Annotated in this window: 19 protein-coding genes and 2 pseudogenes; 7 read left to right on the top strand and 14 right to left on the bottom strand. The window is 40.1% G+C overall.

Annotation, left to right across the window (positions count from 1 at the left end):
- Positions 1–2: 2 nt before the first annotated feature.
- Together BLV33_RS25770 and BLV33_RS25765 are read right to left on the bottom strand one after the other, a co-directional pair.
- On the bottom strand, positions 3–473 hold the full coding sequence (locus tag BLV33_RS25770) for a GNAT family N-acetyltransferase (protein WP_090798264.1): 471 nt from the start codon (positions 471–473) through the stop codon (positions 3–5).
- Positions 474–672: 199 nt separating this feature from the next.
- A complete protein-coding gene (locus BLV33_RS25765; protein WP_090798262.1) occupies positions 673–1,740 on the bottom strand; it encodes a phosphotransferase in 1,068 nt (355 codons plus the stop codon).
- A gap of 1,497 nt (positions 1,741–3,237) precedes the next feature.
- Between BLV33_RS25765 and BLV33_RS25755 the strand changes: the two genes are divergently transcribed.
- Positions 3,238–3,462 (top strand): spore germination protein, encoded by a 225-nt coding sequence (locus BLV33_RS25755; protein ID WP_090798258.1) that lies wholly within the window; start codon positions 3,238–3,240, stop codon positions 3,460–3,462.
- A gap of 95 nt (positions 3,463–3,557) precedes the next feature.
- Here BLV33_RS25755 and hfq read toward each other — a convergent pair whose 3' ends face one another.
- On the bottom strand, positions 3,558–3,788 hold the full coding sequence (hfq, locus tag BLV33_RS25750) for an RNA chaperone Hfq (protein ID WP_090798256.1): 231 nt from the start codon (positions 3,786–3,788) through the stop codon (positions 3,558–3,560).
- A 576-nt stretch (positions 3,789–4,364) separates the two neighbouring features.
- On the opposite strand from hfq, the gene BLV33_RS30930 reads away from it, so the two are divergent.
- The gene (locus BLV33_RS30930; protein WP_090798254.1) at positions 4,365–4,457 is read left to right on the top strand and encodes a YjcZ family sporulation protein; all 93 of its coding nucleotides are present in this window, start codon (positions 4,365–4,367) and stop codon (positions 4,455–4,457) included.
- A 313-nt stretch (positions 4,458–4,770) separates the two neighbouring features.
- Here BLV33_RS30930 and BLV33_RS30290 read toward each other — a convergent pair whose 3' ends face one another.
- The 7 genes and pseudogenes from BLV33_RS30290 to BLV33_RS25710 all read right to left on the bottom strand — a co-directional run bounded on the left by BLV33_RS30290 (position 4,771) and on the right by BLV33_RS25710 (position 10,214).
- Positions 4,771–5,175: a cyclase family protein gene (locus BLV33_RS30290; RefSeq protein ID WP_253187179.1), complete on the bottom strand. Its 405-nt coding sequence runs from the start codon at positions 5,173–5,175 to the stop codon at positions 4,771–4,773.
- Complete coding sequence (locus BLV33_RS30285) at positions 5,162–5,434, bottom strand: cyclase family protein (protein WP_253187178.1); 273 nt, start codon at positions 5,432–5,434, stop codon at positions 5,162–5,164. Before BLV33_RS30285 ends, BLV33_RS30290 begins: the two co-directional genes overlap by 14 nt.
- A gap of 250 nt (positions 5,435–5,684) precedes the next feature.
- Complete coding sequence (locus BLV33_RS25735; RefSeq protein WP_090798252.1) at positions 5,685–6,182, bottom strand: DinB family protein; 498 nt, start codon at positions 6,180–6,182, stop codon at positions 5,685–5,687.
- Between the two features lie 1,218 nt (positions 6,183–7,400).
- The gene (locus tag BLV33_RS25725) at positions 7,401–7,916 is read right to left on the bottom strand and encodes an ATP-binding protein (RefSeq protein WP_090798248.1); all 516 of its coding nucleotides are present in this window, start codon (positions 7,914–7,916) and stop codon (positions 7,401–7,403) included.
- Positions 7,917–8,025: 109 nt separating this feature from the next.
- Positions 8,026–8,263, bottom strand: a pseudogene (locus BLV33_RS30280) (Ku protein); the annotation flags it as partial.
- Positions 8,264–8,454: 191 nt separating this feature from the next.
- The gene (locus BLV33_RS25715; protein ID WP_253187177.1) at positions 8,455–9,288 is read right to left on the bottom strand and encodes a hypothetical protein; all 834 of its coding nucleotides are present in this window, start codon (positions 9,286–9,288) and stop codon (positions 8,455–8,457) included.
- 482 nt (positions 9,289–9,770) lie between these two features.
- The gene (locus BLV33_RS25710) at positions 9,771–10,214 is read right to left on the bottom strand and encodes a VanZ family protein (RefSeq protein WP_090798244.1); all 444 of its coding nucleotides are present in this window, start codon (positions 10,212–10,214) and stop codon (positions 9,771–9,773) included.
- Positions 10,215–10,421: 207 nt separating this feature from the next.
- On the opposite strand from BLV33_RS25710, the gene BLV33_RS25705 reads away from it, so the two are divergent.
- Together BLV33_RS25705 and ytaF are read left to right on the top strand one after the other, a co-directional pair.
- A complete protein-coding gene (locus BLV33_RS25705) occupies positions 10,422–10,616 on the top strand; it encodes a hypothetical protein (RefSeq protein WP_090798242.1) in 195 nt (64 codons plus the stop codon).
- 484 nt (positions 10,617–11,100) lie between these two features.
- Positions 11,101–11,715, top strand: a complete 615-nt coding sequence (gene ytaF, locus BLV33_RS25700) for a sporulation membrane protein YtaF (protein ID WP_090798240.1) — start codon at positions 11,101–11,103, stop codon at positions 11,713–11,715.
- 395 nt (positions 11,716–12,110) lie between these two features.
- Here the strand turns inward: ytaF and BLV33_RS30275 are convergent, their stop codons facing one another.
- The 3 genes from BLV33_RS30275 to BLV33_RS25685 form a co-directional block, all read right to left on the bottom strand.
- Positions 12,111–12,293 carry a hypothetical protein gene (locus BLV33_RS30275; protein WP_253187176.1) on the bottom strand — a complete coding sequence of 61 codons (183 nt, stop codon included), beginning with the start codon at positions 12,291–12,293 and terminating at the stop codon, positions 12,111–12,113.
- Positions 12,294–12,672: 379 nt separating this feature from the next.
- Complete coding sequence (locus tag BLV33_RS25690) at positions 12,673–15,852, bottom strand: FG-GAP repeat domain-containing protein (RefSeq protein WP_090798238.1); 3,180 nt, start codon at positions 15,850–15,852, stop codon at positions 12,673–12,675.
- Positions 15,853–16,232: 380 nt separating this feature from the next.
- Positions 16,233–16,823 carry a DUF1405 domain-containing protein gene (locus BLV33_RS25685; protein ID WP_090798237.1) on the bottom strand — a complete coding sequence of 197 codons (591 nt, stop codon included), beginning with the start codon at positions 16,821–16,823 and terminating at the stop codon, positions 16,233–16,235.
- Between the two features lie 251 nt (positions 16,824–17,074).
- Between BLV33_RS25685 and BLV33_RS25680 the strand changes: the two are divergent.
- The 3 genes and pseudogenes from BLV33_RS25680 to ftsW form a co-directional block, all read left to right on the top strand.
- A pseudogene (locus BLV33_RS25680) lies at positions 17,075–17,307 on the top strand (DDE-type integrase/transposase/recombinase); the annotation flags it as partial.
- Positions 17,308–17,499: 192 nt separating this feature from the next.
- Positions 17,500–18,615 (top strand): FtsW/RodA/SpoVE family cell cycle protein, encoded by a 1,116-nt coding sequence (locus BLV33_RS25675; protein ID WP_366414840.1) that lies wholly within the window; start codon positions 17,500–17,502, stop codon positions 18,613–18,615.
- A 40-nt stretch (positions 18,616–18,655) separates the two neighbouring features.
- Positions 18,656–19,729, top strand: a complete 1,074-nt coding sequence (ftsW, locus tag BLV33_RS25670; RefSeq protein WP_090798232.1) for a putative lipid II flippase FtsW — start codon at positions 18,656–18,658, stop codon at positions 19,727–19,729.
- A gap of 235 nt (positions 19,730–19,964) precedes the next feature.
- Here ftsW and BLV33_RS25665 read toward each other — a convergent pair whose 3' ends face one another.
- Positions 19,965–20,753 (bottom strand): S-layer homology domain-containing protein, encoded by a 789-nt coding sequence (locus BLV33_RS25665; protein WP_090798230.1) that lies wholly within the window; start codon positions 20,751–20,753, stop codon positions 19,965–19,967.
- Between the last annotated feature and the right edge of the window lie 81 nt (positions 20,754–20,834).

The following is a 20,834-nucleotide window of genomic DNA, read 5'->3' as shown; positions in this document are numbered from 1 at the left end:
TTTTAATTCTTGCACCACAACCCTTTTTGATAATGTGTAAGTGTTAACCGTTCATTTATATAATGCTCGCCAACTGAGAAAAACCCAAACTTTTCATAAAAATGACCATTTCGCAAGCTTTGCTTCGGTGTACTAAGTGTCCATAAACGTGCGTCAGAATAAAGTGGAAATATTAAATTTATTATTTGAGTTCCTAGTCCTTTATTTTGATAAATAGGCGAAAGGTACATTGGGCTTATTCTGTACTCAAAGTCAACTTTCTTTTGTACAGCGACTCCTCCTATTATTTGATCTTCGAAATAAATTGCGTAATAATCGGAAGCATTGATCTTATACAACATTTGATCTATTGATTCACATGCAGGGTTAGTTTCAAAGTCTTGATACGAATCTAAATCCTTTTGGAATGCTTCATTTTGAATCTTTTGGAGTATTTCTGCTTCATTTTGTCCAGCCCTTTTTATCGATAACAAACAAACCCCTCCTTACAATTTTCAATATTTTAACACAGATTATATTTTTTGTATTGTAATATTCTGCCTGTTCACACAGCAGACCACCGAGTTTATCACCGGCAGTCTGCTTGATCTTTGTTATGGAGCTATCGTTCTCCGTTAGTTAAACAACAACTCCGTACAACCATCTATCGATAAAATAAAATATCACCACAATTCAATCGATCCCGACAGTTTCCCAGATCTTCCAATCTTCAAACAAGGATTGTACGCGGTCTATGCATTCCTTGGCCCATATTATGTGTTCTTCCGATCCATTGATGGTAAATCCGCAAGCCTCTAACATCCTAAATCCGCAGTAAAAGAGTGCAATGGAATAATCAAGTTGAAGTTGGTCCATGCCGTAGCCAGAAACGCCTCTATCTGTCAATTGGTTAAGATATTGATCTAAAAGGTTATGTTCGTATTCCCGACGGACCTTAGAAGGAATTGATATACCGATCAAAGAGGCCAAATCGTAAACACCCTTGATCCTGGCTGGCAGTTGCCAGTCGATGACAGCGGCCAACGCATCGTTATCATCAAAAAACAAGTTTCCAAACTGGGAATCGCCATGGATAAAGGTTACAGGTGGTTCGGTTGCGGTCCTTTGCAGACGCTTGGCCGTTTCAATGATTTTGTCGATATTTACTGATATATAATCTAAGAAATCATCTTGCAAAGTTTGAGAGAGTTTCAGAATGGCGGGCTTGAAGTAATCGTTGGTGGCGATAGTCAATTGAAACACATGTCCCTTCAGCCAATGTGCATCGGAAATCGGCTTTTCCCACCACTTGCTGTGAAGCCGTGCCAGAAAAGTTACCGTATTCATTAAGCGTTTTTCGGTGAATCCATGTTTGATGCTTCCCGAGTGGTAGCCCTTTAGGTCTTCCAACACGAGAATGAAGGACTTCTCTTGCGGATTACAGTAACTGTAATAGCATTTTGCAAGTGGAATTAGACTTGGATCTGCAAGGTGGGATTGATAAAAGCCATGCTCAGATGAATAAAAGTAATGATGAATAAAATCAGGCACCTTTTGCGAGGCGAATTTCACAATCACGGACGTCGGAGCTCCTGATTCGGTATTCGAATCAAAAGTCAGACGCAGTCGCACAAGCGGAGCTGTCATCCCAGTGTGCTCAGAAACAGGTTCAACTGCAAAATCAGATAATGACCCATAGTTACGAAAAATCTCCTGCAGCCATCGAACAGTTAATTCACTTTCATTTTTGGGAATGTTCACGTAATGCCCTCCTTAAGCTGTATAGCTTAGTTCACCTTTTCTTAATATATCACTAAGTTTTCTTCCTATTACATGTTTAAACGAATCCCGTCTTTCGACAGTTGCATGAAAACAATGTTCAAGTTAAGAAAATGAACAAGCAACAATCGGTATTTAAACTGCTTGGAAAATTGGCTCGAATCCTGGTTGGCATTGTTCAAAACGGGGAATCCTTTTCTCCTGAAAAAGCTGCTCCAAGCTGTGCTCAGGCTGCCTAAGACTTATTAACGATCACGTAAATTGACTCATTCGCAGGATTTTCACAAAGAAAGCATGGAGGACCGAGTTCGTTATCCATAAGGGCACAGACCCATCCGCTAAACGCTATCGGTCTCCACACCTTGGACAGGTATAACGAAGGAATGTAAGGGCATAGACCCGTTGAGCCGTGGGAGGGTGAACCTCCAAGGAATTTGTGGAGTAAGCGTGCAGTAGAATAGGACTTGGAGAAATGTTCCAGACATTTCTTCTATTCCCGCATGCCTAGAAAAGAAACCACCGGTTCTGATCAGCTTACTTTCTGAACGATTACTGTTTTCCAAGGTAATGAAATCCTGCGAATGAGTGAGTATACGTGAGATAAACCCTTAAAACCGAGGGACGGATAATGATAGCTCAAAGGACATCAGTACACAACACTAGCTTTGGTTAACAAGTCCATAAGAACGACGAACCCACACAATAAGGCCAAGCTCACATATAATAGGGGATATCACAAAGATAAGGGGTTGAGGCAGATGTCATCTAAAAGCGGCGCCCAAAAAGTAGTCCTTAACATAGGGACCATAAACAACGGTAATTCGGATATCATCGCGCCAACTCAAAACTTGAAATCTATCAATGGCGCCGGCGCTTTCGTTACTGGTGACCACACCGTGGTGTTTACATTGTTTAGTGCAACAATAACGAAGAGTGGGGATATTGTTCATAGGTCTATCAGAAGGAACTTAAGTGTGTGAGGCAATTGCAGATAATGGAGAAGACCTTACCCACAAACCGGAAATGAATATGTAATCAAAATGAAGCAAGCCCTTTACACTGCGATAATGAACCAAGCCTATAATAAAACTCGACCCCCTTTTTCATATAACATTAAGACCCACAGCAACCGCCAACCGGTCTGTGGGTCTCTTTCTGTCTACGGATAGGTCTCAAAACAAGTGATTGTGTCTGTGATTTACCTGGCTTGAAATTGAACACGTCACTAGACGCGTTTAAAGGACGCAGGATAGGGATAACGCAATAGGTTTCCTACTAATCTACTTGAAGAAACCTGCTGTTAGCTGGGGATAAGTTAGACAGAAAAAAAGTACCCACAAGCCTATATAAAAGAACACTTTGCTTAATGCAAAACACCACCAGAGACCTCAAGAAGAGGAATGAATCCCTACAAAACCCAAACCCTTCCCTCTTTTAGACATACACTATAGCAAATTAGGATAAGGAGTTGATTTAGCTGTGCCCTCTTTTGCAGGAGTTGTTAAAATAGTGAGTAATGTGGGAAGCTTTGTTAACGGAGATAACTTGGTAGTATCACCTACCACCAGCTCCAAAGTTTATGAGGGCTCTGGCAGTGCCAATGTAGGCGACTTTCAGATAAGCACTAATTTTTTCAGTATTACTGCTGTTGTTGATTCAGATCTTGTCGATACAGGAACTAATAAAGTTGCAACCGGGACTTAATGAATCTATGCAAAATACAAAAAATTTTACTGTGAAATACATTAAAAAAACGGGACCTGGAAGAGAGCAATTCTCAGATGAAAAAGGATTTCCACTTAATGAACAGCCCCACTAATGTTCACCGGGTTGATCGGAATGATCGTTGATATAGCATGCTTGTAAATCACCTGTTGCTTGCCTTCGGAATCTACCTCAACAGTGAAGTTATCGTGATGCTTAATCGTGCCTCGGATCTGAAAGCCATTCACCAGGATTACAGTTACAGGTGTCTGGCTTTGCTGTACCCCGTTAAGGATTAAATTTTGCACTTCGATTTGTTTATTCATATACACTCCTTTGGGGCAGCTGCCGCCGATCCGCAACACTGCCTTTTATTTTTGTCCAGATTACGAGTTGCTGCGGATCTCTAGGATTCAATACATATCTATCGTGACCTTGCTGTTAAATACCCATTTTCCATTACTCCGGATGTAGTTATCATAGCTCTCCGCAGTCTTCAGTATCTTAACGCTCATGCCTGAGTATGGCTCCGTAGCCTCTCCAAGTGACTCGTAAAAGTTATCCATCTTATAATACGTCTTTGCAATCCATCCATAGCCTACTACTTTATGTCACGGATTCGAGAAGATTTCCTTAACTGTGGTATCCCATCCATATGCGTCTTTTTGGTGCTTGACGATGAGTGCAGCAGCTTCAATTTGGGTTATGCTCATAAAGTGCCTCTATTTAAATATTTCTTTCTTTAATTATAACGCCTTTGTTTACAGGGTGTATAACCAAGGCCGAAATCTAGTTTTCTATGTTTGGACATTAAATTAGACTTTTAGATATAGCATTTACCCCAAGCATTTCCGAAATAAAAAAATATAGTATTGTATATTGGTGGAAAGGAGTGAATACAAATGAGCTTTGTTGGAGGATTTGGACGTCATTTCGCTTTTATCTTAGTTCTCTTTATTTTGTTAGTCATAATTCTTTCCACCTTCATAATTTAATAGGATCTCTGCACAAATAGCAGCAATACACATACTAATAAAAATGTTCTTCGAATTGGCATGCATTGGCGGACCCCCCCGTTAATGCATGCTCTTTTTCTGTTCTCCGGAAGGGAACCTGCATTTGTAAAATTATTGACTACATAAAACAGAACGGCCTGCAGCCGCTCCTTATTTGCTAAAAAAGAAATTTTCTCAATAATTGAATTACATTAAAGCACTCTTTCCTATAATGGGATTGAGGGCATTTTGGTTGTGTACGGCAAGCTTCCTGCTGGCATCTGCTGGAATAGCCCAATAACTCTTGAAATTATCACAATAGCTCTCCAAATGCTCTTACTGGAAATGACCCCATTTTTTTTATTTTTGGCGGAACTGCATAAAAGCGAAAGCCTCTTTCAGGAAGTAAATGCAAATTGCATAGATGTTCTACTATTGGGATATCCGCTCCAAGCAAAATCGAATGGACTGGCCTAGACTTGCCTCTTGTACAATCAATATTCATGGAATCAATGCCCACGATAGCCACTTTTCGTTCTGCTAAATACTCTGCCGCACCCCTTGTTAGATGAGGATGATCTTCAAAATATTGATCCGTATTCCAATGTTTGTCCCATCCCGTATGCACTAATACTGCTTTCCCCACTAATTCAATTCCTTTAAAAAAAGTTTCATCAATCACTTTTATATTCATGTCATCTATTCTAATGACTTTCACTCTCAACACCTGCAAAAGAATGAAAATCTACTTCCGATAAATCCTTTCCATCGCGATATCTGTGAAACGGTGTATCCATATATGTCCCTGTATTGGCAACCATTTCAATCTTTCCGATTTGAAATTCAGTACCTTCTTCATAAATTTCTTTCGATGCTTCTCTACTCAAGTAGTCGCAAATAAGCGGTGCAGGGAGGCCCTTATAAGTAATTAATCCATCTTCAATGGTATGACTTAAATCAATAAAGTTCTTCTCCATGAAATCCCCTCACTTATCGGTTTTAATTATTAATATATAGCATGAATTCAGGATATTCGTGAAAGTCATTCAAAAATCCTGCCCGTTAGTTGAGAAAAGGCTGCACGCGGCAGCCTTCATAGTTAACTCAACTATAATTTCCGTTACTTAAATCAAGGTTGGGGCCGTAAACGCGGCTTGGCCTACCCGCCAATCACTCAGATCTATACTATCCCTGCATTCAGCAAATTGCCGACGTACGAAACGCCTTTTAAACCGGAGCTTTCATCCCCATTTGCTCCCATTCTTCCTTGGACGGTCCATATACGCCCGTAATGGGCAGTCCCGCCTGGCGCATCAAAAGGGTGAGCTGACCGCGATGATGCACTTCATGCCGAAGGAACATGTCCAGTACAAATCCATTCTTCCATTGTTGGCCAAATATGCTTACGGGTTCCTGCAGTTTTTCATCCGTCCACTGGGACCGTACGGTGTCCATAACAGCTTGGGCAGCCGAACGGTAAGCGCGAGCGATGGCAACGGCGGATTCCGGAGCTTCCGCGCTCTTCGTTGGGGTGTCGAATCTCAGATCGACTTGATGCAAAATGCCGCCCGACGGCACGAGATGCCAAGCGAGAAACCCAAGCGTGCGATAGCCCGGGGCGACCTCTTGCTTCAAGGAATCATCCGTCAGGGAATCCAGCAGTTTTTGCGTCAATTTCGTTTCTTCCCGGTATTCTTCGATAAAATTTTCCACGGTGACGAACATGGGAAAAGCCTCCTTTTAAGGATGGATTGAATGAGCTGAGCTCATCTGCAAGATTCAGTATAGCCTGGGGCTACTGACAACGTTATGTCAGTAATTCAAGCTTTTTTTTTCAAATGACGACCCAATCTGATAAAAATCGTCGCCCTGTTCAAATATTTGGAGATGCTGCTTGCTCTTAATTCTCGGTTCATCACAACACCAATTCAGTCTAATACTTTATTTTCATAATACACGTTCTCCGTTAGCCTGTTTTCTTCTCCTGATAAAATCTTAACCCTTCAATCCTTTTTGCTTTTTACTTTTACTGTAAAGATGCTCAATACAATGGTAAGAATCACATATGTCCAAAAACCATGAATTTCAAATCCCGTTAAATACTTATTAAGAAGCCATAACTTTATTGGTGTCAACACAAGAGAAGCTACGACTAACAATGGAGTCGTTAAACAACCAATCCCAATTACAATGGAAATCATTGAAACTGTTAATAAAAAACCGTAAATGAAACTGATAACAAACATAAGCACTGTTGCAAGTATCAATGTTTTTGTATCCGATATGGATATATACTGATTGAAGTATTGACTCCCAAACCAAAAAACAAAAAATGTAACCAGTAAGTTGAGTATGTTTCTCAAATACAGTCTCCTTCCTTTTTACTGATACTGTCCACGATATCTTTGTTCAATTTTACCATTTAATACTTCTTTAAAAATTTCAAACACTTCTTACAAGTTAAATAATGCTGTTGGACATTAAATACTTTATGAAAATTTCTACCGTCATATGAACTATCTTGCCCGTTTGCACAGCAGGCCACCGTTTTATCACCGGCAGCCTGCTTGATCTTTGTTATGAAGCTATCGTTCTCCGTTAGCGAATAAGAGAATATAAGACTTTCTTTTTTCTCTTCATAACTGGAATGTTATTCGACAGGTATTAATAGCTCAACTTTCTCTTCTTCTGCTTCTTCTATGTAAAAAATCTCAATAGAACAAGCTCCATTGAGTTGCTTGTACCCATGTTTTTTGATAACTGTAATTAGTTTTGTCATTTTTGATGCGCCAAAACAGTTCTTTTTGTACAATATAAATGGCGTACTCTGTAATATGAATTGTCGCTTTTAGGCTTTTCCGTAAGATAAAATGGCGCCTTTAAAGCTAAGCAAAAAAAAATAGACCATCGCGCTTTGGCGACGGTCTATTTTTAAATGTGATGTCAGGCAGTTTCAAGCCGATGTGTGCAGCTTTTTCTTAAGATGCTTATCGGAGTTGAAGGGACCAAATCTTTCGCACTGCAGAAAATGAATTTTGCACCGGCGATTTCTGCCAATTGTTTAAAAGATTCGATTGATTGTGACCAGTTGCCGAACTTCAGGTTTTCAGCATCGTCAATCACGAACACAGTGGGTACTCCAGTTTCTCCAAAAGTGACAGAAATGACATTTTCTACAATCTTGAACATTTCGAATTGAGTTCGCTTGACTGTAAAATTCAACTGCAAGGACAACAAGAGTGCCTGATAAATGTTTCGTTCAGTGGCTGGGAGTGGGGCATGTAGGTAGGTAATAAAATTACGTGATTCACGCTGTCTAACCTCTTTAATCAATTCTTTAATCGCAGTTGTTTTTCCTGATCCAGAATCACCTTGAAGAAATAAAAAAGAATGTTCACCATCAATAATAAATTTCTCAATTTCAGTTTTAAACTTATTCAATTGTTCTCGATTAATCATTTTTTACACTCCCTCATAACTCGTTACACTATCAAGTATTTCCAGTCTATTGAAGATATAAACCTTAATATTTTGTTGTATAAAAATAATCGTCTGAGAGAGTTTCTGAATCCAATTCCTCTTTTTCGAATAAAACGTGTTTCCCTTTTTCGTACTCATAACCTTTAATAATACTTACCAATTCAACTTCCTTTTCACAAGTTAAACATGTTTTGATATATGAAATATGGGTTCCACAACTTATGAATTTGTTTCATGGAAATATCTTTATCTTCAGTAGCAGCTTGCATCTTTACTGAAATGTTTACCATTCCAAATGAGATTGCACCTTTCCATAGTGTGTGCAACTCTATCACCTCGAGAACATCTTTTATTCTCAGTGTTAACTAAAAGCAGAAGAATATACCTTCTAAATCAGAAACTAATGTGCAGCATCATGGACCATCAAAAAAAATGTTCTATGCTATCTGGCATTTCATGGAAATTCGTAATCCGTTAGCTTAATTAATGCCATTCTTACTGTCCGGCATTACCGACTTCAATCCTTTTGAAGTCCCATCTTAAACAACGACTTTTGAATCTCGTGATCCACCTTACTTTTCGAAGTTGCAAAGTATAACGTAGATAAAGATTTTGGTAACTTCTGCCTTATAAAGGAATCAAAATCAATTGATGTTTTGAAGATACGCAGCAATTGTAACGAAGGCAGTTCATCAAGACCGGTCAAGGAAGTTAAATTTTTGCAATTTAAGACCGAGATTTCCTCTAATTCCTTTATCGGCACTTTGAAGTTGATCTGATTTAGCTGGATTTGATCTTCGATGAGAAGTCTCCGAAGATTCCGGAATTTGGTTATGTTTTGAATGTCACTAAACCCTCTGACCCTTATGATTTCTAACGTCTCGATTTCATTTTCTTCAATCTCCTGGACATTTTCTCTCCCCCCTAGAATGAACTTAAGGGTTTTCAACTTACCCAGCTTGTTGATAAAATGCACGGGTGTTTTGCTGATCGAATTTAAGGAGAGAATTTCGAGATTGACTAAATGTCCAATATTGTCCAGGTTCTTGACCTTACCACCTGCGCCCAAAGTATGCAAACGGGCATAGCCTTTTAGATGTGCCAAATTCACGGTCTTTTTCTCAGAGAAAACCGTAAGCATGCGCAGGGTTTGCAGAGGTTCGGCTCTTAGAATTTCTGTATCATCCAACTCGAATATATTCAAATTCAAATAATACAAATTCTCAAGCCGGGTCAGTGCCTCGGTATTATGCGCATGGACTAGACAATCAACATACAAGGTTTTGACGTTCGGAATCTGTAGAATAGTATTGCAATCAAATGATAATGAGTAATGCCCATAAAAGCGCACTCCCAAGTTCTCGTCCCAATTGGCGCATAATTCGTCTAATTCGGGTAGCATTGATCCGTAAAATGATGGATGAGAAAACTGTACGATAACATGTTTTCCTCGACGCAATTCTTCCTCGATCTGATTACGGTCGAGTTCCAACGGATTATTGATTCGAATTAGTGAGTTCCAGTTAACACTCAGAGTGGATTCCTCCTAGTTATAATATTTATTTTATCATTCCCAAATTAAAGGAAAAAGACAGAGTGTTTCCTTCTGCCTGTAAACGTTGTTTTAAACAAATCTGCCCGTTAGCACAGCAGGCCACCGAGTTTATCACCGGCAGCCTGCTTGATCTTTGTTATGGAGCTATCGTACCCGTTAGGGAGCTCAACAAAACGAGCAGGTTGCCACGGCGTCCTGTTCGTTGATGTCTATTCCGGTATTGATCCCCGAGCTCAATAAGATAATAAGATTAACACTTAGGTCCTCACCTAGATAATCTAATGGGTCGTTGCGTTTAATTTTTTTTGAGTAAATGCAGCTGCATGTCTCCCAAATAAAAAAATTACCCATCCTAACATAGCGCCTAAAGTTCGCAACATAACATTGTCAGTCGATGCAACACCGATGCCTGAGAGGTATTTGGCTACCTCTATAATAATAGTAATAACCATTGCAGCGATAATGACAGCTTTCCAACCTTGGAATTTCCGAAATAACGCTGGAAGTAAAAATCCTAATGGTATAAAAAGCAGCACATTTCCAAACGTATTTTCGAACCAAATGTTAAAGTTATAGTGATCACGATTTACGATATAATTCAAGGTTTTATTCATTGGAATCAGATCCAGTCCTCTGAAATGATAAAAAGCCTTTGACGTAGTAAGAACGCCATTTGGCAGAGTAATTAAAGTTCCAATAAAATTAACTTTACATAAATACAAGATGTATGGGGTGCTTCCTATTTTCCCTCCGAATGTCTATATCGATTCCTCCAGTGTTATACCAGCAATCATAGCTACACAGGTTTGTCCGCAAAGAATCGATCCGAGAGGTTGGAATACATGCTTAATCAAACCTGACCACTGCTATTCGACATTAATGAAGGAATTCACTTCTATGTGTAGAATCGTTATAATCGGAGGTGCATTATGTTAGAAAGATATCCTTTGCGGGAAGAATTGGGTAAAACAATGTTTGTATTTGAGAAATTCGGAAAGTATTATGGCCATATTATCAAAAGCAGGACAGATAAGGCACCCGCTTTACTTGTATTCGAAACTGCTAAATATGAGTCAATCGAACTTTTAAAAGCTGATTATCCCCCTTTTGTTGAGAAGGTGTGAGATATACAAGAGTGGATACGTTATCAAAACAACATTGGTTGTTTGGTCTAATTCCACCCATTTTTTTGGAGTTACGGGTAATGTATATTAACCAGAAGCTGCTTCATATAACCCATATGAAATCACAAGCATTCCTACTTTTTCACAAATAACAGGTAAACAATCAAGCACAGACAAAGAATTCATAACCCCTGAGAGGTAAGTGGAAATAAAGCAACATATGTCCCCAGATGATAAAAAGAAGATTTACTCACTCATTTCTACGCCTCGGCAGCCCCTTTAACCAGAAATTGTTTCTCTAACAATGACTTTAGCAGTAAACCAAGGGTTAGGTCTCTTTTGTCCTCAGACATGCCCGTTCAATCCCTTCATTTGTTTAAATAGATGACTTGTTGAAGTTTTATCAACAGTATATGTAAGGGATAAGCACATTTCCTCAACATTCTCAATATTATGTGATAAATATTGTTGAGGAGTGATTAGCATGGATATAGGAAGCTTAATACCGATGATAGCAATCGGTGTAGCATCGAATCTCGATAATGCTGGGGTTGGCGTTGCATATGGAGTAAAGAAAATTAGGGTTCCATTTATGGCCAATACCGTCATTGCATTGATGGGATTTCTGCTTGCACTTGTAGGGGGTCTTTTTGGAGATTGGATTTCTCTCTGGCTACCACCCTTTATCTGCAATCTCATTGGCATGATTGTACTTGTTACCATCGGGATTTGGGTATTAATTCAACCATTGCTTGATAAAAAATCAAAACAACAATCGACCAATCGTAACCTTTTATCCCGAATTTTGCGAAATCCTGAGGAGGCCGATATGGATGGTTCAAAGTCAGTAGGCTTCATTGAGTCCATCATACTTGGGATCACTTTATCCATAAATAATTTAGCTGGGGGATTTGATGCCGGGATCACGCATCTTAATATTTGGGCAACTTCATTTATTTCTGGAGCATTGAGCTTCTTATGTGTTGGTTTATGTGCTTATTTGGGGGCAAGGTTTGCTGCTGATAAATTAGGAAAACAGGCGAATGCTGTCTCTGGTGTTCTTCTTATTCTTGTGGGTTTGCACCAAGTATTAAGCTAAGTTCTCTCCACTTCTCGATTCAAACGCTTTTTAAGCGAATGGTCCGAAAAGGTTGCAGGAATCGTATTAGGTTTACTTGGATTCTGGATCATTATCGAAGCTTTATTAAAGCTGTGATAAATAGATAAGTGTACAAAATCTCCCATTTTATGAGCATGTCAAAAGGAGCTGCAAACGCAGCTCCTTCACTGTTTCAGAAAGGTTTTCTATAAACTTTGATGATACGTGTACCGTTTCGGATAAGCCTTTGCGCCTGTGTTAGGTTGATCCGCACTAGAACGGATATGTCGCTCGTTGCATTCTCAACGTCGAAAACCTTAAAAATTCGGCCGTTGGCAAACAATACGCCTTTCAACTCAACTTTCGTTGTGCGACTCGGTTTCGGATCTGAGTCTTCAAATTTCGTACGCCTCACACCTGCACGTAGGAGAGCTGCTGCTTGTTGTGCTGTCGTCCGTACGCGAAAATACAGGGTCGATTTCGACTCCAGTTGTTTTTGCCTCTACCTCAACTATCAGGAAAAAGCGGTTACCAATCTTCGCAATACTATTTGCTCCGATAGTTATCGGTTGCGCCATGTTTCACACCCCCTTCGCAATAACATATGGGGTATGGAATAAAGTGAACTACGATATTCGCCTATTTTTTTAGCTTTGTTTTCTTTCATTGCTGATTTATTCGGTAATAAAAAGACCACTGGTGAAAATAGCGGTCTTGCTGAGTTGAGTTATTGTTTGTTTAAATGCTGGGTTATAGTTATATATCCTTTCCTATAACCCTCTTTTGAGGCAACTCTTCAACCAGTTATTCTGTATGATAGCTTAAAAAATAATTTTACGATACATGTTGTTGGTTTTTATTTATTTTTTGCACCAGAACAGCATAATCAAACCATAGAAATCAGTTTAATTGTTGCACCAAAACCGAAATTATTTTGAATGAACAAATAGTCTGGACTTATTCATTTCTTGCACCAAATCCCTTTGTCTTGATTACCACTGTTGTCCTAGCCCCAAAATGAGTTATGGTATACGTGCCTTCCTTCAGATTGGAATCGATGTGTAAATCTGCACCTTCCACTGTTATGGGATCGGGGCTATAAAGTTTTACCTGCTGCATGCCATCTGCATCCAATGTTAAAGTACGAGAGTCATTCGTTGTTCGCTGTGAGAGAGTATACGGAACATTTACCCGCAATAGGTGAAATTGTTCCTTATTCCAGCTCGTCCATAGCTTGGCGACATTCGCTAATCCAAAATAGATACTGCTGCTTCTGTTGTTTAGGTAGACATCAGCATTCGTTCTGAACGGATGAGATGCGTAACGCACGCCAGGTTCAACAGCGACGCCGAGCGTCCTTCGATATTCACCAGCTTGGCTGGGTACACCGCTGTAATCCGGTTTAAAAGTAAGCGACAAATGAGCACCTCTACCCAACTTGTCTTTAATCCAATTCCAATAGTATGAAAGCCAAGACTGACTCACCTGAACTTTTGCGGTTAATGTTGTCAGAAAAGAAGCGGCCATCTGCTGCTCTGAAACAAAATTATAATCGTATACCGTCCGGACCTTATCCCAATATTCTGCTAAGCGCTTCATGTTTTCCTGGTTCATGTAATCGATATGTTCGAAATAGTCAATCGGCATATCTTGTTTTATATAGGCTTGAAATACATCTTCATTGGCATAGCCGGGACCGAATCCAATGTTTGGAACCGGTGTATAGAGCAACATCGGATTCTTGAATCCCGAGTCCTCTAGTATAAAGGGTATCCCCCACATATAATCGGAGATCCCATCACGAGGATCAAGGGGATCGTACGAGGGACGAAAGCCAAAATTAAACCAAAGTCCTTGCGAATTTTCATTCTTCATTGTTTGTATCCGACCCGGATTGTTGACCCGCCAAGTATGCTGATTCGTCCCTAGATTCTTCCACGGAATGCCCAGCTTATCAAACGATTCATGTTGTAGACGTAATTCCTGTTGCTCCTGCGTATCACTTAAGTAGCTGTGTACAAAAACATGAGGATACAACTGTAAAAAGTGATCCTTGGCATATTGCACAAAAGATTTTACATCTTTTGCAATCGGCGAGGTAGGATCGTCTACAGCATACGGCATGCCAAACTCTAATTGTCCAACGATCAAATCATCTTTCCCGTCATGGTTGAGATCGTACCAAAGGGGAACAGAATTATGTCCACCGACCAGTGCGTATGTCCCCATTTGATTTTTTGTTTGTCCTTCGATTGGACCTTGATTCACCCACTCGTTTCCCTGATGAAAAAAAACTACGATGTCGCCACGGCTGCTTCCTACTGCTAAGTCCAGTTTTCCATCTGCGTTCAAATCATGAAGAGACGGGGCTGCGAACTTGGAATCCAGTGTAACAAGAAGCTGGGGGCTATCAAATTCCAGGGTTCTTCCTTTGATTCCACGATAGAGCAAGATTCGGCCGTCTCCAGTTCCAACGACGAGGTCGGGTATGCCATTTCCTTCAACATCTCCGAAAGTGGGCGCTGCGAAGCTGCCGACATTGATCGGTTTTCCGTTTACCATAACTGGCTGTGGTATCTCAAATACACCATTTCCACGGTTCAAGCTATAATATACATTGCCGTTACGATCACCAATCAATAGGTCGGATAGACTATCGCCTTTGCCATTAAATGTGGAGATCGCAGCATAACCACCAGGTGCCTTTAAATCGACACCAGTAGTAGTTTTTAATCGAATTGGTCGATCGAAAGCATCTGGTATTCCTAGCTTAGCGGGTAGCGGCTGATTAGCGTACAACTCTGGTTTCATACCCAAATTGCGATAAAGAACAATAGAGCCATCTGCACTTCCCGCAAGTAGATCCTTCCTACCATCTCCGTACATATCGGCAATCGCCGGATACAATCGATAAGGCAGATCAATGGAATCCTCATAACTACGGTAGTCTGGATAATCGGCTCCCTTCATCGGCTGCCCTCCAGAGACCAATTGAACACCGCTCGTATAAAAAGAATTATCAAACTGACCTACAAATACAGGCTTTTCTTGTGTCCCGACATTTAAATGAACGGTGGCACTTTCGTACCATTTCCCCCAAGAAAACGTGGATCGAACGAGCGAAAAAGATGGAATTTCGTTGTAGGACTTCGTAATCTCTGACCAATGTTGAGCCGCCTGATGCTGAAAGGCAGGAAGTGCTTCATAGTGATTTTGGAAAGCCATGGCAGGACGACCATTAGGCCCAAGCACCTTTTTGACGCTGTATCCAAATCGCTCTTTTGAGGCATAGGCAAGTAATTCGTCTCGCAGCTGGTAATTAGCTGTTGCAAAGGAGAAATTGAAATAAGGTTCAAGTGGTACACCCGTCTTGAAATCGAAATACGGATTGCCTTTTTGTTTAGATCTATCGTAAAGATCCGCCAGCTTTGCGAATCCTTTCGAAGGATCTTGTCCACTTTTCATATCAAAACCGGTGATAAAATAACGGTTAGGCAGGAAATCACTTAAAAGGAGCACGGTTCCTTTACCAACATGATTTCGGCACATCAATGTCGTTCCGTTCAGTGTGACGATCGGATCGGCTGTGGTAGGAGTCACTCCTTTTCCAAAATGGAAACCCGGCAGCTGGTTCATATTACTATGATTTAGGAAATTGTCAGCAAATAAACGGTACGTTTTTTGTACACCGGTTAAATTAAGATCCACTTCCGGATAGGCAAACTGGGGAGAAGCGGTATCCGGTAGATCCACCAAACGTTGTATACCAAGAAAGCCGCTTGGGAAGTCTGCGGCGAAACCGTTCTCCAAAAACAAATGACCACCGCGGCTCACATATTCGATTAATTGGGGTATCTCAGAGCGAAGCGTGTCAGATTGCTTCATATTGATGTCTAAATAAACAACATCATACATATGTAGTTGTTTGGCGCTAAAACCTTGTAGCGTTTCTTTTGTGATGTTAACATTGGCCTCAAGCGTCTGTTTTAAATTGGCGTAAGCCGAATGATCATATGCGGTTTCTAATGAAGATGGAACGGCGTATAACACACGGAGTTCATCTTTTTTCTGCAACAAAGAAAGAAGGATAATAAGGATTAGGATAACGGCTATCCCTGCCATCTTGGTATATTTCATCGAAATCCCCTCAATTTGCGATGGTGTAGTAGTTAGAGCCTAAGATAACTATAACTAAAAAGTAATAGAAGCACGACATTACAAGTGTATCAAAAGAATGTCTTATCAATAATTGAATCTATTGTGTGAACAGGCGAATACTATCTCTGTGTTCTTCTTATTCTTATGGTGTTTGCATCAAGTATTAAGCAACTAATTCAACAGCATATCGAAGGGTTAAAATGTTAGTAATATGTATAGCGTCCTGATGTTAATAAATACGGTAGCTTCTTCGTCGTTAACACTTTTGCCCCTAGTTCTTTGAAGGTTTTCACCCTCAAAGTCCAAGCATTTTTTAACTAAGGGTGTAGGATGCCTTGTTAAATCAATTTGCAAGCAAATCATTGATCAATGGAAACCTCATTCTTACGGCTAACCCAATAAGCGATGCCAATTGTACAAACCGACAAACAAAGGGTAAAAATTTTAACTTTCCCAAGCAACCCGTCATCTTCCAAGTAGGGGTGCACTCCGTATACATAATCCATGAAGTCATTAACCAATAACCAACTGGCTCCCAACCACAACTGTTTCGGCTGAAACCTGAACAAAAAGGAGTAAATCAACACTTCCACCGCCATGGCAGTATGGGAAACTACCAGCATCCCATTCTCAGCCACCATCCCTCCATCCCGGATCCCGTACATTCCCAACACAACCACACACCAAAAACCATATTGCAAACAGCAGACAAATGCCATCATTACTAGCCAGGGACTGACCTCTTTCTTCCATAGCCAACTTGCCAGCACTAGGGTAAATAACGATGAAGATACCGGCGAATCCGGTACAAATGGCCAAAAGTACCAGGGTGTGGCGAAGAGCTGGTCTTTATACCAATAGAATCCGTAAATCGATCCGAGCAGATTGCATAAAAAAGCAATGGTCACAATAATTCGGGTCGATAACGCGTACTGTATCCATTTCCACATGGCCTTGCCACCTCCAAAGTCCAACACTTCAATCTATCCTAGCAGGAGTACCGTCGCCAAAGCGTTAAAATTATGACTTAAACGACGCTTTCTGCGGTTGTGGTGCAAAGCTCAAATTAATTCACGACGTTATCTCTGAGAAACTTTCCTTTGATACCAGAACCCATACCCCTGGTGCTCCTATAGTGCATGTGTTTGTTGCTTCCTGCAGCTATTGAAATTCTAAAGAAAAACAAAGAACTCCCCAAGACATCTTAATGAGACAAACCAAATATTTGAATAATATGATCGACAGGATCATCGACGATTTATAAAGAAAAGAATACATCCAATGCTCGGATTTAAATCGTTTGAATCGGCAAAGAGCACAATTCAAGGTATTGAAACGATGCATAAAATCAAAAAGGGGCAGGTCAAATTGAAAAATTTGTCTGTCCCTAATAACGTTCAACTCTTCCAGCAGTTATTCGGTTTGTTGGCGTAAAAGTTTATTTCAAAATATTTCTTGCACCAAAAGAATAGTACTCCCGCAATTCCCGGGTTGTCAAGCAAAAACTCCTTAGGTGCTAGTTGAAACACTTTGGATAAGTTTTTAATCTTATTTTAATGTTACCTCTAACTTTCACGTATAAGATTAGAGGATAGTAAACCTAGTAAAGTGGTGAGAAAGTTGCTAGTGAAATTGAAAAACCTGGATGTCCTTATTTTATTCATATTAGCCTGCTTCCTGGTCATCAGTACATTTGTCATATACAGTGCGACCTATGGAACCAAATATCAGGGTTTGCACATCAACAATGCTGTAATGTTTCTAGTTTTACTCATACCCATGCTTTTTATAGCATGCATGGATTATAGAATAATTGTCCGTCACTTATCTTGGATTTTATATGGAATATCCATCCTTCTCCTCGTGTATGTCATGTTTAAAGGGATGACCATCAATGGCTCCCGACGATGGATCAATCTGGGGATCATGCAATTTCAACCGTCTGAATTGGCAAAAGTTTTTGTGATCCTCTTGGTAGCTAAATTACTCGAAAAAAGAAACGGGGATACTTTGCATTTATTTAAAGATATCCTTCCCATTGGGCTGCTTATAGCAGTGCCCTTTTTTATTGTGCTTACCCAACCCGATCTCGGAACCTCCATTGTGTTTGTTTGTATTTTTTTAGGGATGCTATGGATTGGGAATGTACGAATAACCCATTCGATCATAGGACTTGCTGGATTAGCTAGTATGATCGCGGGGATCACAGCTTTATATTTTTATAATTTCAGTCTGTTTTCAAAAATTGTAAAGCCTCATCAGCTGCACCGTATCCAAACATTCTTGAATCCAGCGACTGATCCCAATCAAAGTTGGCACGTATTGAATTCAATCAAAGCTGTGGGCACAGGACAGTTTTTAGGCGAGGGATTCAAACACGGGAAGTTCGTACAAGCTGGTTTCATTCCATACGACTATGCAGATTCTATTTTTGTCGTCATTGGAGAGGAGTTTGGATTTGCGGGTTCGACGGTCCTTATTCTCTTATACTTTATTCTCATCTATCAATTAATCAAAATCGCAATGGACTGCGACGATTTGTCCGGGACTTATGTTGTGATTGGGGTCATATCTATGTTCACCCTGCAAATATTCGAAAACATAGCCATGCATACCGGGCTGATGCCGCTAACGGGGATTGCTTTGCCTTTTATCAGCTACGGAGGAAGCTCACTCATGACGAACATGATTTCCATTGGTTTAGTCCTAAGTATTAAGATTCATGGAAAGAAACCACTTTAGTTCGGAGATTGGCCAAAAATAAGACGAAGGGGGAAACGGAATGACTGCCGCAAAGAGAGGAAAACCTGACTTTCTCTTTCTTTTTCTGACCTTTTTGCTGGTATCTTTTGGATTAGTCATGGTATTTAGTGCAAGTGCAGCAACATCCATCATGAGGTACCACAGTGCTTGGTACTTTGAAAAAAGACAGTCCGTTTGGGCCATTATCGGAGTGATTTCGATGTTCATTTTTATGAATATTCCTTATAAAAAATTCGAAAAATGGGGCAAAATCTTATTTTTGGTTAGTCTTATTCTTTTATTACTCGTCGTGATCGTGGGTATTAATATTAATGGACATAAAAGCTGGTTCGGTATAGGATCCTTTGGGATCCAACCAACTGAATTGGCTAAAATTGCTTTAGTGCTTTATATAGCTGCCTTAATCCATAAAAAAGGCGAAAAATTTCAGCAATTTAAAAAGGGACTTTTACCCGTTATTCTCCTTATGGGTTTAGTAGTTGGGCTCATCATGCTGCAGCCTGATATTGGCTCTGTTATTGTCATACTTCTCGGTGCTTCGGTAGTTATTATTGTAGGCGGGGCTAATTTCAAGCATTTGCTAGCCATATTATTATGTGTTTCCCCAATAGCCTTGATAATCGTTTTAGCTAAAAGCTATCGAATACAACGATTTACTTCTTTTTTGCATCCGTGGGTCGATCCACAAGGAACCTCTTATCAGCTTGTTCAATCCTTGTATGCTTTTGGACATGGTGGAATCACTGGAACAGGATTTGGACTAGGTATAGAAAAGAATTTTTATCTACCCGAAGCGCATACTGATTTTATTTTTTCAGTAATTGGAGAAGAATTTGGCTTTATAGGAGATGCCATTTTTTTACTCATTTATGTATTGTTTTTATGGAGAGGCCTTCTAATTGCAGTTCGATGTGAGAATGTATTTGGAAGTTTAGCCGGAATAGGGATTATTTCTCTAATAGGGTTCCAGGCTCTGGTTAATTTAGGGGGAGTCACCGGCAGTATTCCTATAACGGGAGTACCCCTTCCATTCATAAGCTACGGAGATCAATTTCAAGCCAATAAAACGTCCGAGCTTTTTAGCGATATGTAATTATTTTTCCTTCAATGTAATCTCGACTGAGTGTCTGCATTTACCACAATGTCCAAGTTATCGTTGTGCTTATCAAGCAACATGTACAAAAAAAACACTATTTTTTACGATGTTGCTACGGCTAATACGAATATGTAATAACAAATAAGACTGCAATCCCTTGAAGGATCTACAATCTTATTTGTTATATTTATGTGTTTTCCATTTACAGTAGTGTTACATGCTAGCTCAACCCCTATTTAGAAGTAGTGCCATACGTGCTTCCAGTAACCGTCGTGGAACCAGAAGGAACCCCAACAACGATATTGAGATCGGACAAACGATCCAGTAGTGTCGATGCCTCTGCACGGGTAAGCGTACGATCTGGATTGAATCGGCCTTGGTCGTCCCCTTGGATCAGATTGTTTTGAACAGCCGTAGCTACATAAGGACGAAGTACGACAGCAATATCGCTTGCATCCTTGAACTTACTTTGAAGGAGTTGATCTGAAGAATTAGCATCCATCAATTGAATGGACGCATTCAATTTCATGATCACTTTGACGAGGGTAACCGTCACGTCTTGTCTTTTTGCCCCTTCCGCAGGAAGGAAGTCATAACCACCGTTCAGATCTTTGTAAGCGTCGAAATAATCTTTAGTGGCTTCCACTACATTGTACGACCAACGTTTTTGTGGTACGTCAACAAAATCCTGCGTGCTGGACATGTTTTTCAAATGAAACATTCTTGCCACCATTGCGGCGAATTGTTCTCGTGTTACGTGCTGGTCAGGATTGAAATGGTGTTTGTCATCGCCTTCGAGGATTCCTTTTGAAACGAGGTCCTTTATGTATTTTTCTGCCCAGTGTCCGTTAATATCAACCAAATTGATGTTGACGTTATTTACTTCAGTGTTGTTCTTAACTTGGATGATGTTCTGGTTTCCATTGATGTTGATGTTACCATTGTTTTCTGCAGCGAATGCCGGTACAGCGGAGAGAGACAGCATCGAGAACACGGATAAAATTGCCAACGTTTTTTTCATAGTTTCATCATCCTTTTTCTGGTTTTTTTGTTCTTACACCTACTCATTCGGAAGAACTAGATTGATATTTGGGGGTAGTTC

It is taken from the genome of Paenibacillus sp. GP183, assembly GCF_900104695.1.
In the GTDB taxonomy this organism is placed as follows: Bacteria; Bacillota; Bacilli; order Paenibacillales; family NBRC-103111; genus Paenibacillus_AI.
The sequence above is the reverse complement of the archived record's forward strand: the minus strand, read 5'-3'. Positions and strand labels throughout refer to the sequence as shown.

What these genes read in the sequence shown, in the direction of transcription:
- BLV33_RS25735 (WP_090798252.1), bottom strand. Translation starts at nt 6,182, where the DNA reads ATGTTCGTCACCGTGGAAAATTTTATCGAAGAATACCGGGAAGAAACG.
- ftsW (WP_090798232.1), top strand. Translation starts at nt 18,656, where the DNA reads ATGACTGCCGCAAAGAGAGGAAAACCTGACTTTCTCTTTCTTTTTCTG.
- hfq (WP_090798256.1), bottom strand. Translation starts at nt 3,788, where the DNA reads ATGAATAAACAAATCGAAGTGCAAAATTTAATCCTTAACGGGGTACAG.
- BLV33_RS30285 (WP_253187178.1), bottom strand. Translation starts at nt 5,434, where the DNA reads ATGGAGAAGAACTTTATTGATTTAAGTCATACCATTGAAGATGGATTA.
- ytaF (WP_090798240.1), top strand. Translation starts at nt 11,101, where the DNA reads ATGGATATAGGAAGCTTAATACCGATGATAGCAATCGGTGTAGCATCG.
- BLV33_RS30275 (WP_253187176.1), bottom strand. Translation starts at nt 12,293, where the DNA reads ATGGCGCAACCGATAACTATCGGAGCAAATAGTATTGCGAAGATTGGT.
- BLV33_RS25685 (WP_090798237.1), bottom strand. Translation starts at nt 16,823, where the DNA reads ATGTGGAAATGGATACAGTACGCGTTATCGACCCGAATTATTGTGACC.
- BLV33_RS25665 (WP_090798230.1), bottom strand. Translation starts at nt 20,753, where the DNA reads ATGAAAAAAACGTTGGCAATTTTATCCGTGTTCTCGATGCTGTCTCTC.
- BLV33_RS25705 (WP_090798242.1), top strand. Translation starts at nt 10,422, where the DNA reads ATGTTAGAAAGATATCCTTTGCGGGAAGAATTGGGTAAAACAATGTTT.
- BLV33_RS25725 (WP_090798248.1), bottom strand. Translation starts at nt 7,916, where the DNA reads ATGATTAATCGAGAACAATTGAATAAGTTTAAAACTGAAATTGAGAAA.
- BLV33_RS30930 (WP_090798254.1), top strand. Translation starts at nt 4,365, where the DNA reads ATGAGCTTTGTTGGAGGATTTGGACGTCATTTCGCTTTTATCTTAGTT.
- BLV33_RS25690 (WP_090798238.1), bottom strand. Translation starts at nt 15,852, where the DNA reads ATGAAATATACCAAGATGGCAGGGATAGCCGTTATCCTAATCCTTATT.